This window comes from Streptomyces similanensis (assembly GCF_039543625.1).
Lineage (GTDB): Bacteria > Actinomycetota > Actinomycetes > Streptomycetales > Streptomycetaceae > Streptomyces > Streptomyces similanensis.
On sequence record NZ_BAABKC010000026.1, the window covers coordinates 100,056 to 112,190 of the forward strand.

The 12,135-nt window shown below is 73.6% G+C and carries 11 protein-coding genes; 3 read left to right on the forward strand and 8 right to left on the reverse strand.

The window, feature by feature from the left end; all coding sequences use genetic code 11:
• Positions 1-153: 153 nt before the first annotated feature.
• Positions 154-1,563, reverse strand: a complete 1,410-nt coding sequence (gene glnA, locus ABEB07_RS09825) for a type I glutamate--ammonia ligase (protein WP_164585421.1) — start codon at positions 1,561-1,563, stop codon at positions 154-156.
• 207 nt (positions 1,564-1,770) lie between these two features.
• Here glnA and ABEB07_RS09830 point away from each other — a divergent pair, with 207 nt between their 5' ends.
• Positions 1,771-2,238, forward strand: coding sequence for an RDD family protein (locus ABEB07_RS09830; protein ID WP_345667901.1), 468 nt, complete (start codon positions 1,771-1,773; stop codon positions 2,236-2,238).
• A 134-nt stretch (positions 2,239-2,372) separates the two neighbouring features.
• On the opposite strand, the gene ABEB07_RS09835 is transcribed toward ABEB07_RS09830, so the two are convergent.
• The 4 genes from ABEB07_RS09835 to lipB form a co-directional block, all read right to left on the reverse strand.
• Positions 2,373-3,071, reverse strand: coding sequence for a DUF4191 domain-containing protein (locus tag ABEB07_RS09835; RefSeq protein WP_176148669.1), 699 nt, complete (start codon positions 3,069-3,071; stop codon positions 2,373-2,375).
• Between the two features lie 70 nt (positions 3,072-3,141).
• A complete protein-coding gene (locus ABEB07_RS09840; protein WP_164585424.1) occupies positions 3,142-3,342 on the reverse strand; it encodes an SCO2195 family GlnR-regulated protein in 201 nt (66 codons plus the stop codon).
• Positions 3,343-3,609: 267 nt separating this feature from the next.
• Complete coding sequence (gene lipA / locus ABEB07_RS09845; protein WP_345667912.1) at positions 3,610-4,545, reverse strand: lipoyl synthase; 936 nt, start codon at positions 4,543-4,545, stop codon at positions 3,610-3,612.
• A 157-nt stretch (positions 4,546-4,702) separates the two neighbouring features.
• A complete protein-coding gene (gene lipB, locus ABEB07_RS09850) occupies positions 4,703-5,500 on the reverse strand; it encodes a lipoyl(octanoyl) transferase LipB (protein ID WP_164585425.1) in 798 nt (265 codons plus the stop codon).
• A 287-nt stretch (positions 5,501-5,787) separates the two neighbouring features.
• Between lipB and ABEB07_RS09855 the strand changes: the two genes are divergently transcribed.
• Positions 5,788-7,395: a regulator gene (locus ABEB07_RS09855; protein WP_345667903.1), complete on the forward strand. Its 1,608-nt coding sequence runs from the start codon at positions 5,788-5,790 to the stop codon at positions 7,393-7,395.
• A 17-nt stretch (positions 7,396-7,412) separates the two neighbouring features.
• On the opposite strand, the gene ABEB07_RS09860 is transcribed toward ABEB07_RS09855, so the two are convergent.
• Both ABEB07_RS09860 and ABEB07_RS09865 read right to left on the reverse strand, forming a co-directional pair.
• The gene (locus ABEB07_RS09860; RefSeq protein WP_176148666.1) at positions 7,413-8,921 is read right to left on the reverse strand and encodes an NAD(P)/FAD-dependent oxidoreductase; all 1,509 of its coding nucleotides are present in this window, start codon (positions 8,919-8,921) and stop codon (positions 7,413-7,415) included.
• Positions 8,922-9,101: 180 nt separating this feature from the next.
• Positions 9,102-9,998 carry a TIGR01777 family oxidoreductase gene (locus ABEB07_RS09865; RefSeq protein ID WP_345667904.1) on the reverse strand — a complete coding sequence of 299 codons (897 nt, stop codon included), beginning with the start codon at positions 9,996-9,998 and terminating at the stop codon, positions 9,102-9,104.
• Between the two features lie 63 nt (positions 9,999-10,061).
• On the opposite strand from ABEB07_RS09865, the gene ABEB07_RS09870 reads away from it, so the two are divergent.
• Positions 10,062-10,559, forward strand: coding sequence for a GNAT family N-acetyltransferase (locus ABEB07_RS09870; protein ID WP_425588979.1), 498 nt, complete (start codon positions 10,062-10,064; stop codon positions 10,557-10,559).
• Between the two features lie 37 nt (positions 10,560-10,596).
• Here ABEB07_RS09870 and ABEB07_RS09875 read toward each other — a convergent pair whose 3' ends face one another.
• The gene (locus ABEB07_RS09875; protein WP_164583370.1) at positions 10,597-11,781 is read right to left on the reverse strand and encodes a MarP family serine protease; all 1,185 of its coding nucleotides are present in this window, start codon (positions 11,779-11,781) and stop codon (positions 10,597-10,599) included.
• Positions 11,782-12,135: the final 354 nt, after the last annotated feature.

The window sequence follows — 12,135 nt, forward strand, 5'->3', positions numbered from 1 at the left end:
CCAGAGCCGCATCCGACTCGGCGGTGAGCGACTCGTTCGGGATGCCGGGCGCGAAAAGGCCGTCGGCCGGGTCCCTCCGGTGCGGAGGGACCCGGCCGTCGGCCTGCAAGCAGTCCAGGTCAGAGTGGAGAACCGCTCTCACCCGGGGCCGCGTCACACGTCGAAGTACAGCTCGAACTCGTGCGGGTGCGGGCGGAGCTGGAGGGGGGCGATCTCGTTGGTGCGCTTGAAGTCGATCCACGTCTCGATCAGGTCCGGCGTGAACACGTCGCCCTGGAGGAGGAACTCGTGGTCGGCCTCCAGGCGGTCGAGGACCGCGCCGAGGGAGGTCGGGACCTGCGCGACGTTGGCGTGCTCCTCGGGAGCCAGCTCGTAGAGGTCCTTGTCGATCGGCTCGGCCGGCTCGATCTTGTTCTTGATGCCGTCCAGACCGGCCAGCAGCAGCGCCGAGAAGGCCAGGTACGGGTTGCCGGAGGCGTCGGGCGCGCGGAACTCCACGCGCTTGGCCTTCGGGTTGGAGCCGGTGATCGGGATCCGCATCGCCGCGGAGCGGTTGCGCTGCGAGTACACCAGGTTCACCGGGGCCTCGAAGCCCGGCACCAGGCGGTGGTAGGAGTTCACCGTCGGGTTGGTGAACGCCAGCAGCGACGGGGCGTGCTTGAGGATGCCGCCGATGTAGTAGCGGGCGGTGTCCGACAGGCCCGCGTAACCGGCCTCGTCGTAGAACAGCGGGTCGCCGTTGCTCCACAGCGACTGGTGCACGTGCATGCCCGAGCCGTTGTCGCCGAAGATCGGCTTCGGCATGAAGGTCGCCGTCTTGCCGTTGCGCCAGGCGACGTTCTTCACGATGTACTTGAACAGCTGGAGGTCGTCGGCCGCGGCCAGCAGCGTGTTGAACTTGTAGTTGATCTCGGCCTGGCCGGCGGTGCCCACCTCGTGGTGCTGGCGCTCCACCTTCAGGCCGGCCTTGCCCAGCTCCAGGGAGATCTCGGCACGCAGGTCGGCGAAGTGGTCGACCGGCGGGACCGGGAAGTAGCCGCCCTTGTAGCGGACCTTGTAACCGCGGTTGTCCTCCAGCGCACCGGTGTTCCAGGCGCCGGCCTCGGAGTCGATGTGGTAGAAGGACTCGTTCTCGGCGGTCTTGAAACGGACGTTGTCGAAGACGTAGAACTCGGCCTCGGGGCCGAAGAACGCGGTGTCGGCGATACCCGTGGACGCCAGGTACGCCTCGGCCTTCTTCGCCACGTTGCGCGGGTCACGGGAGTACTGCTCGCCCGTGATCGGGTCGTGGATGAAGAAGTTGATGTTGAGCGTCTTGTCCCGGCGGAACGGGTCCACCCGCGCGGTGGACAGGTCGGCGCGCAGGGACATGTCGGACTCGTGAATGGCCTGGAAGCCGCGGATCGAGGACCCGTCGAACGCCTGCTCCTCGTCGGGGTCGAACGCCTCGGCGGGCAACGTGAAGTGCTGCATGACGCCCGGCAGGTCGCAGAAGCGGACGTCGACGAACTTGACGTCCTCGTCCGCGATGTACTTCTTGGCCTCGTCGGCGTTCTGGAACATCCAGCTCCTCCTACTCCCGACCGTCCCGCCGGGGTGGTAGATCGTTCGTGCGGCCAGTGCGGTGGCACACGCTCCCTCGACCCTAGGGACGGGTGATTTCTCGGGCGTGACCCATTTGTTTCGCAGAAGTTAACCGGCCGGGGCGGGGTCACGTCCGCGGACACCCCGGCGGACCGTGTTCCTCCAGCCTCGCAGTACCGTGGTCGGGTGGACAACAGGCAAGCAGTGGGATCGTGGCTGTCCGGGCCGCGCGCCGCCATGGAGGACGCCGGAGCCGACCTCGGTTACCGGGGCGAACAACTGGGACTGCCGGAGGACGGACCGGGCTCGATCGCCCGCCCGGGCCGGCGGCTGGGCGCGGTCGCCGTCGACTGGGGCCTGTGCCTGCTGATCGCATACGGCCTGGTCACGCATGGCTACGACCAGGCGACCGGCAACTGGGCGCTGCTCATCTTCTTCGTGCTCGGCGTGCTCACCGTCGGCACCGTCGGCTGCACCCCGGGCAAGCGGCTGTTCGGCCTGCGCGTGGTCGCCCTGCGCACCGGCGGCGTGCGGCCGCTGCGCGCCCTGCTACGCACGGTCCTGCTGTGCGTGGCGATCCCGGCGCTGGTCTGGGACCGCGACGGCCGCGGCCTGCACGACCGCCTCGCGGGCACGGTGGAGGTCCGGATCTGAGGCGAGAGCCGACGCCGGGGGCCCGTTCCCCGGCGGCGCGGGCGTACAGCGCCTGTGCGGCGTGCGTACGACGATGGGGGCGCCCGGAGTGATCCGGGCGCCCCCATCGTCGTCGAGGCGTGCTGCGGCGGGCGTCAGCGGCGCGGGCCGCCGCGGGGCATCCGCATGCCCTTGGGCATCGGGCCCTTCGGCAGCGGCATGTTGCTCATCAGGTCGCCCAGGGCGCGCAGCCGGTCGTTGGTCGCGGTGACCTGCGGGCCGGTCAGCACGCGCGGGTACTTCAGCAGGGTGGTGCGCAGCTTCTTCAGCTCCACCTGGCCCTCGCCGGTGCCGACGATCACGTCGTGCACCGGGACGTCCGCGACGATGCGGGCCATCTTCTTCTTCTCGGCGGCCAGCAGGGACTTCACCCGGTTCGGGTTGCCCTCCGCGACCAGCACGATGCCGGCCTTGCCGACCGCGCGGTGCACCACGTCCTGGCTGCGGTTCATCGCGATCGCCGGGGTGGTCGTCCAGCCGCGGCCGATGTTGTCCAGCACCGCGGCGGCGGCGCCCGGCTGGCCCTCCATCTGTCCGAAGGCGGCCCGCTCGGCCCGGCGCCCGAACACGATCGCCATCGCCAGGACGGCGAGCAGCAGGCCCAGGATGCCGAGGTAGACCGGGTGACCGATCAGGAAGCCGATCCCGAGGAGGACACCGAGCACGACGATGCCGACAGCCGCGAGTACAAGACCGATCTTGGGGTCGGCCTTGCGGGTCATCTTGTACGTCAGGGCGATCTGCTTCAGTCGCCCCGTGTTGGCAGCCTCGGCTGCGGTTTCCTTCCTCGCCATGCCACGAAGTCTACGTGGCCCGCGGGGCGCCCGACGACGGCAGTGCCCGGGGAGATCCCCGGCGGCGGGTTCAGGGGCGTACGGCGGGGAACTGGTCGAGGACGCGCTGGGCCTCGACGCGGTCCTTGGCGCGGCGGCGGTCCTCCAGGACGGAGGTCCAGGCGTTGCGGCGGGCGGTGCGCTGACCACCGCTCATCAGCAGTGACTCGACCGCACGGAGTGCGTCCTTGACGGACGGGATGGCGGTGGCGCGAACGGGCGCGGCCTGCATGGTGGAGGTCCCCCCTCGTGACGGGCTCCGGTGTGTACGGGGTGTGAGTCCAGGCTCACGGTTCGGTGTTACCAGGGCGTGACCGACCGGTCAAACACCGGTGAAACCCGGACGGCGCGGGCCGAACGGGCGACGCGGCCCGGACGGCCGCCCTCATCTGCGGCGACGTTCCGGGCCGCGTCGTCACGGCCGCTACTGATCGGTAGGATCTTGTGCGCGAATTCACACACCCTCAGCCGCCCTGGCGGGCGCGGGGGTGACGGCGCGTCAGACCGCCTGGGAGGCCACGAAGGCGCCCCGCTTCTCGATCGCCATCTGGTACAGGCGTCCGGCGCGGTAGGAGGACCGTACCAGCGGTCCGGACATCACGCCCGAGAAGCCGATCTGCTCGGCCTCCTCCTTCAGCTCGACGAACTCGTGCGGCTTGACCCAGCGCTCCACCGGGTGGTGGCGCACGCTCGGGCGCAGGTACTGCGTGATGGTGATCAGCTCGCAGCCCGCCTCGTGCAACTGCCGGAGCGCCTCACTGACCTCCTCGCGGGTCTCGCCCATGCCGAGGATCAGGTTCGACTTGGTGACCAGGCCGAAGTCGCGGGCCTCGGTGATCACCTTCAGGGAGCGCTCGTAGCGGAAGCCGGGGCGGATGCGCTTGAAGATCCGCGGCACCGTCTCGACGTTGTGCGCGAAGACCTCGGGGCGGGACCCGAAGACCTCGGCGAGCTGCTCGGGGACCGCGTTGAAGTCGGGGGCGAGCAGTTCGACCTTGGTGCGGCCGTCCTCGCGTCCGGCGGTCTGCGCGTGGATCTGGCGCACCGTCTCGGCGTACAGCCAGGCGCCGCCGTCCGCCAGGTCGTCGCGGGCGACGCCGGTGATGGTGGCGTAGTTCAGGTCCATGGTGACCACGGACTCGCCCACCCGGCGCGGCTCGTCACGGTCGAGCGCCTCGGGCTTGCCGGTGTCGATCTGGCAGAAGTCGCAGCGCCGGGTGCACTGGTCGCCGCCGATGAGGAAGGTCGCCTCGCGGTCCTCCCAGCACTCGTAGATGTTCGGGCAGCCGGCTTCCTGGCAGACCGTGTGCAGGCCCTCGCTCTTCACGAGGTTCTGCATCTTCGTGTACTCGGGACCCATTTTCGCCCGGGTCTTGATCCACTCGGGCTTGCGCTCGATGGGGGTCTGGCTGTTGCGGACCTCCAGGCGCAGCATCTTGCGTCCGTCGGGTGCGACTGACACGTCGGCTCCCTGTAGCTTCGATTCTTCGGCGCACACCAGGGTACGCCCGTGTTTGTTGCGCCCAGTCCGTGAGGCCAACCTCAGGGGTGCGGGGATCATTCCCCCGGGCGGCCGGTTCGGCGGGGACCGGTCAGGCGGTCGCCCTCTCGATCTCCCGCGGCTTGAGGTCGGCGTTCTCCAGAACGTCGCGCAGGTGCCGCTCCACGACCGGCAGCACCTCCTCGATGGCGACGTCGCGGCCCAGCTCGTTGGCGAGCGAGGCGACGCCGGCGTCGCGGATGCCGCACGGGATGATGCGGTCGAACCACTTGTTGTCCGGGTTCACGTTCAGCGCGAAGCCGTGCATCGTGACGCCCTTGGCCACCCGGATGCCGATGGCGGCGATCTTGCGGTCCTCGCGGCGCTGGCCGGCGTTGGAGGGGGCGTACTCGGGGCCGTCGAGCCGCGGGTCGAACTCGTCGTCGGTGAGCCGGGGGTCGAAGTCGAGGGAGAGGCCGCCGAGGGAGGGGCGCCGCTCGACCGGGTCGCCGAGCACCCACACCCCGCTGCGGCCCTCCACGCGCGTGGTCGCGAGGCCGAACTCCGCGCAGGTGCGGATCAGGGCCTCCTCCAGGCGGCGCACGTGCGCGACCACGTCCACCGGGCGGGGCAGCTTCTGGATCGGGTAGCCGACCAGCTGTCCGGGGCCGTGCCAGGTGATCTTGCCGCCGCGGTCGACGTCGATCACGGGGGTGCCGTCGAGGGGGCGCTCGCTGTCCGCCGTGCGCCGGCCGGCGGTGTAGACCGGCGGGTGCTCCAGGAGCAGCACGGTGTCGGGGATCTCGTCGGCGAACCGGGCGGCGTGCACCCGGCGCTGCTCGTCCCAGGCCTCCTGGTAGTCCACGGCCTCGGCACCGAATCCCATGCGGACGAACCGCAGCTCACTCACGGCAAGCGCCTCCCTGGAGAGTCGTCAGGCACGTCGCGTGCCCACGCCACTGTACGTCCGGCCCTCGCAAGCACGTCCGGCCGCCCGTCGGGCGCGGGCCTGCGGGCCCGGCGTCAGCCTCGTACGGAATCCTCACACGATCGGATGAATGCCGCCGGAACTGCGCGGTCGGCTGCTCACTCTCCGCTACATTCGCGCCGTTCACATGGCCATAAGGGCTGCTCACAGGCAATCCGGGCGTCCACGCGGCCGCGCGGACGCCCGAAAGGCAGGAGACCGCACCGCAGATGACGGAACGACCCGCGCAGCGCACTCCCAACCGCCAGCTCGCCGCGCTCATCGCGGAAGCGGGGTTCTCCAACGCCGGACTGGCCCGTCGCGTGGACCAGCTGGGCCTCGAACACGGACTGGACCTGAGATACGACAAGACCTCGGTCACCCGCTGGCTGCGCGGCCAGCAGCCGCGCGGCACCACGCCCGCGCTGATCGCCGAGGTCTTCACCCGGCGGCTGGGCCGCCGGCTGACCGCCCAGGACCTCGGCCTGGACGCCTGCGCCCCGGTCTACGCGGGACTGGAGTTCGCGGCCGCGCCCGAGGAGGCCGTCGACATCGTCAGCGGGCTGTGGCGCAAGGACTCCGGCAGCCACGCCGAACTGCGCAAGATCGCCTTCACCCCGGCCGGTCTCGTGGTGCCCAGCCGGGACTGGCTGATCGGCCGGGCCGACGACCGGGTCGCCCGCGTGGAGCCGCCGCCCGCCGTGCTGCCGTCCGCGCGGACCGGGGAGGGCGCGCGGGCCGGCCAGGGCGGTGAGGGCGCGCGGGAGGGTGCGCGCGACGGCGTACAGGCGGGCGGGTCGGCCGCAGGACCGCCGCCGGCGCCGGGGGCGTCCGGGGCGCCGGGCGGACCGGGGGTGCCGGGGGTGCCGCAGCAGCGCGGCCGGGGCGAGCGGAACCCCGGCCGGAACCGGGGCCGGGCCGAGCGGGAGGCGGGGCAGCGGGTCACCGCCGGGGACATCGCCGCGCTGCGCTCGGTCGGCGAGCTGTTCCGCACGCTCGACGACATGTACGGCGGCGGCCACGCCCGGCAGGCCCTGGTGCGCTACCTGGAGCACGAGTGCGAGCCGATGCTGCGCGGCGGCTACGGCGAGCAGACCGGCCGCCGCCTGTTCGCCGCGACCGCCGACCTGACCCGGCTGCTGGGCTGGACGTCGTACGACATCGCCGCGCACGGGCTCGCCCAGCGCTACTTCGTGCAGGCGCTGCGGCTCGCCCAGGCCGCCGGGGACCGCGCCTACGGCGCCTACGTCCTGGTCACCATGAGCCGGCAGGCCGTCTACCTCGCCCACGGGCGGGAGGCGGTGCAGCTGGCGCGGGTGGCCCAGCAGGGCGTCGGCGCCGCCGTACCGCCGGTCGTCCAGGCGCTGCTGCACTCCGCCGAGGCGCGCGGGCACGCGGTACTGGGGGAGGCGCGGGCCTGCACGACCTCCCTGATGCGGGCCGAACGCGCGCTGGAGAGCGCCCGGCCCGGCGACGAGGTGCCGTTCTGGGCGCGCTTCTTCGACGAGGCGCAGCTCGCCGACGAGTTCGGGCACTGCCACCGGGACCTCCAGCAGTACCGCACGGCCGCGCAGTACGCCGAGCGCTCGCTCCAGCTGCGCGCGCCGGTGTACGCGCGCAGCCGGCTGTTCTGCCGCGTCGTCCTCGCCACCGCGCGCCTCGGCCTCGGTGACCTCGACCAGGCCTGCCGGCTCGGTGCGGAGGCGGCGGCCCAGGCCGCGGACATGCGCTCGGTCCGCGCCCACGAGTACATCCGCGACTTCGAACGCCGCCTGGAGCCCTACAAGGACGCCTCCCCGGTCCGCACCTACCGCGACAAGGTCGCGGCGCTGGGCTGAGGACTCGCGCGGGACTCCTACGCCACCGCCTTCCGTGGGGTCGTCGGGGTGGGGTCGGCGGTGTGCAGGGGGCGGTGGGCGCCCAGGTCGGTGAGGATCGCCGAGGCGGCGCGGTGGGCCGAGCGCAGGGCGCCCTGGAGGGTGCTGGTGTCGCGGTGGTCGCCGCACACGTACAGGCCCGCCAGCAACCGCACCGGCCGCCGCAGATCGTGCGGCGGCCGCATCGCGGGGACCGCCTCGGCGGTGTGGTGCACGGCCAGCGTCTCCCACCGCGCGGTCGGGACGCCGTACAGGCGCGCCAGGTGGCGGCGCACGGCGGTGTCGACGTCGGCCGGGGGCGGCCCGAGGACCGTCGAGGACACCAGGGCCCGGCCCGCCGGGGCCCGCGACGGATCGATTCCGCTGACCACCGCGGTGTGCGCCACCGGACCGCCGCGCTCGGAGTCGAGCAGCAGGTAGCCGCCCGTCGCCGGCGCTTCCCCGGTCGTGTGGTGGACCACCGTCACCGCGTGGAAGCCGGGCACCCGCAGCCCGGGCAGCAGCTCGGCGGCCGACCGCGCGCCCGTCGCGACCAGCACCGCCCGGCAGCGGATCACGCCGTGCTCGGCGGTGGTCACCGCGTTGGTGGCGACCGAGGTGACCCGGACGCCGGTGTGCACGGTGCCCGGCGGCAGCGAGGCGGCCAGCAGCTCCGGCAGGACCTCCGCACCGCCCTCCGGCAGGCACAGCCGTCCGCTCGCGAAGGCGCGCAGCGCCAGGTCCGCGCAGCGGCTGGAGGTGGTGAGGTCCGGATCGCACAGCAGCGCGGCCAGCAGCGGCCGCAGGAAGCCGTCCACGGTGCGGGCGGGCAGCCCGCGGGCGGCGAGCGCCTGCCCGGCGGGCTGTTCGGGCCGGGCCAGCAGACGGTCCACCGGGGTCGTGGCGATCCGGGCGAGCGCGGCGCGCAGCCGCAGCGGCGTGCCGATCCCGAACGGCTGGACCCGGTCGGCCGGCCCGGACGGCGCCGGCTGCGGCCCGGCGTCGAAGCAGGGCAGGCCCCCGTCGAACCGCCCCAGCTCCGTGACGGCGGCGCCCGGCATGCCGTACGCCGCCACGACGGGCGGCACGGGCCGCAGGGCGCGGACCCGGGCCCGCGCCTTCGGCAGCGACGCGGGCGGCCGCGGGGCGCTCGCGAAGGCGCGCACAGCGTGAAATGCGCTCCGTGCGCCCCCTGCGCCCGCCGGGCCGCCCGCCCGGTGGTGCCGCCCCTCGCTGTGCAGCAGCACCCCGGGTGCGAAGGGCCGCAGCACGAGCGCGTCCAGCCCCGGGCTGTGGCCCAGCTGGGGATAGGACGTGAACAGCAGCTGTCCGATCCTGTCGAGCCGGAAGCCGTCGACCTTCTCCGTCGACATCCGGCCCCCCACCCAGGGGGCGGCTTCCAGGACCGCGGTGGTCACTCCTGCGCTGGTCAGCCGGTGCGCCGCCGAGAGCCCGGCGACCCCGGCTCCCACGACGACGACATCGACCTGGTACGCGGGCTCAAGCACGTGCCCCTCCTCGAGGTTGCGCGGCCGGCGGAGCGGTGATGCCCTCGACCGGCTTGAGGGATACCCGAGTTCGGCACGAGGGTAGGTCCGCGCCCGGTCCGGGACAGTCGCGCATCGACAGGGCACGGTCGCACGGCGGTCGCATACGGCCGCAACGTTTCGCCGCCGTGCCTCACCGCGTCACAGCGCCGCCCGCACGGCGTCCTCGATGCCCGGGAAGGCGAACGAGAACCCCGACTCCAGCAACCGCGCCGGCAGCACCCGCGCACTGCCCAGCACATCCCCCGCCATCTCCCCGAGCGCCGCCCTGAGCGCGGCCGCCGGCACCGGCAGCAGCGCCGGCCGGTGCAGCACCCGCCCCATCGCCGCCGTGATCTCACGGTTCGTCAGCGGCTGCGGCGACGTCAGATTGACCGGCCCCGACAGCGACTCGGTGTCGATCAGGTGCCGCAGCGCCGCCACCTCGTCGTGCAGCGCGATGAACGACCAGTACTGCCGCCCGTCGCCCATCCGCCCGCCGAGCCCCGCCTTGAACAGCGGGAACATCCGCCCCCAGGCGCCGCCCCCGCGCGCCACCACCAGCCCGGTGCGGGCGAACACGGTCCGGATCCCCGCCTCCTCGGCGGGCGCCGCGGCCTCCTCCCACTCCACGCACACCCGGGGCAGGAAGCCGTCCCCCGGCGGCGCGTCCTCGTCCACGGCCCGGTCGCCGGTGTCGCCGTAGAAGCCGATCGCGCTGCCGCCGACGAAGACCCGCGGCGGCACGTCCAGGGCGGCGACGGCCTCCGCGAGCGCCGCCGTGCCCAGCACCCGGCTGTCCCGGATCGTCTTCTTGTACGCGTCCGTCCAGCGGCGGTCGCCCACGCCCGCGCCCGCCAGGTTGACCACGGCGTCGCAGCCGGCCAGCCCCGCCGAGTCCACGTACTGCTCCTCGGGGTCCCAGCGGACCTCGTCCGCGCCCCGGGCCGCACGGCGCACCAGGCGCACCACCTCGTGCCCGTCCGCCGTCAGGGACCGCACCAGGGCGCTGCCGATCAGCCCGGACGCCCCGGCCACCGCGATTCGCGTACGTTCCATGCCTCCCATCCTGCCCGCTGCGCCCCGGAAATCCCGCCGGGCGCGGGCCGGGCGCGCAGTAGGGTGATCACCATGCCGGAACCGCACATACGTCCCGCCACGCTCGCCGACGAGGAGGCCCTGGCGGCGCTCGACCGGGACACCTGGTCCCCGCTGCACGCCGTGCAGCCGCGCCCGCAGCCGCCGTACGAGCCCTTCTTCACCGAGCGCTCCGGGCCGCGCGAGATCCTGGTCGCCGAGACGGCCGGCGAGATCGTCGGCTATCTGCGCCTCGGCCTCGCCATACCCCTGGAGTGCAACGCGCACGTCCGGCAGATCCGCGGCCTGGCCGTCGCGGAAGCGGCGCGCGGCACGGGAGTCGGCCGGGCGCTGCTGCGGGCCGCGCGCGAGGAGGCGCGGCGGCAGGGAGCCCGCCGCATCACCCTGCGCGTCCTCGGGCACAACGCCCCGGCCCGCGCGCTCTACGCGTCCGAGGGCTACGCGGTGGAGGGCGTCCTGCCGGGGGAGTTCCTGCTGGCGGGCGAGTACGTCGACGACGTGCTGATGGGCCGCTCGGTGTGACCCGCCCGGCCGGCGCGCGCGTCCCCGGGAGCGGACTTCAGGACGTGACCAGCCGGCCGGTGTCCACCGGGGCCGTCGCCGTCGTCCCCCGCCGCGCGTCCGCGGCGACCTCCGCCGCCGTCAGCGCGTAGCCCGTGCCGCTGTCGGAGGTGGAGCGGGCGAAGACCATGCCGTAGACACGGCCGTCCGTGGTCAGCAGCGGGCCGCCGGAGTTGCCGGGCCGGACGGTGGAGCGGATCGCGTAGATCTCGCGGGTGACCGTGGCGTCGCTGTAGATGTTCTGGCCCGTGGCCCGGATCCGGCTCGCCACCGTCGCCGCCTGGAGGTTCAGACCGCCGTCCTGCGGATAGCCCGCGACGACCGCCCCGGCGCCCCGCGCGGCGACGCCGTCGAACCGCAGCACCGGGGCGCGCAGCCCCGGCACGTACAGCACGGCCACGTCCCGGTCCGGGTCGAACAGCACCACCCGCGCCTCGTAGGACCGCCCCACGCCGCCGACCCGCACGAACGGGGTGTCGATGCCGGCCACCACGTGCGCGTTGGTCATCACCCGCTGGCGCGCGAAGACGAAGCCGCTGCCCTCGCGGCCCTGGTTGCCCGAGGAGCCCTCGATCTTCACCGTGCTCAGCCGCGCCGCGTTCGTGGCGCTCGCCGTGACGCTGTCGCCCGACGGCTCGGCGACGCCCGCCGCCGGCTCGGTCTCGAAGGGGTTGAAGACCTGCGGGAAGCCCGCCTCGGTCAGCGCGGAGGTGGCCCGCGAGAACCAGGCCGGCGTGGTGTCCGGCATCGCCTCCTGCACGGCGCCCAGCAGCTTGGAGTCGCGTATCGCCGTCGTCACCACCGGGGAGGAGGAGGCGCCCAGGACGCTCGCCGCCACCCACGCCACGATCAGCACCGCCACCGCGTTCGCCGCGGCGCCGCCGATCCCGTCGGCCACCCGCAGCGGGCCGCGGTCCAGCTCGCCGCGCAGCCGCAGCGCCAGCCGCCCGGCCAGCTCGTGCCCCGCCACCGCGGGCACCAGCACCGTCAGCACGGCGGTCACCGTCGCCGTCGTCGTACCACGCGTGACCAGGTCCATCACCCAGGGCAGCGCCCACACCCCGACGGCCGCGCCGCCGACGAAACCGGCCAGCGACACACAGCCGGCCACCAGGCCGCGCCGGTAGCCCGACGCCGCGTACACGAGGATGACCAGCACCAGCACGAGGTCGAGCAGGTCCACACCGGCCGCCTTTCTCCCGGACCCTGAGAACGCGCGGGACGGACCCGGCGATCAGCGCACGCACATGGATCCGGGAACCGGCCACCTGTACGTGTACCCGCGAAAACGCCCGGACCAGGACGATGGTTCCACCAGGTGGCACACCACACATCGCGGACGGAGCGGATGGGGGTGACAGTGAGCTCATGCATGGAGTGGGGAAGACCGGGCGCGCCCGGAACCGGCGGCCGCGTCCCGGACCGCCGCACGGCGGCCCGCGTCCGGGCCGGCCGCGCGCGCTCACGCGCCCCGGACGGCCGCGCGGCGTCGTCATGGCGCTGCTGTGCGGACTGCCCGCGGCGGCCGCCGTCGGCG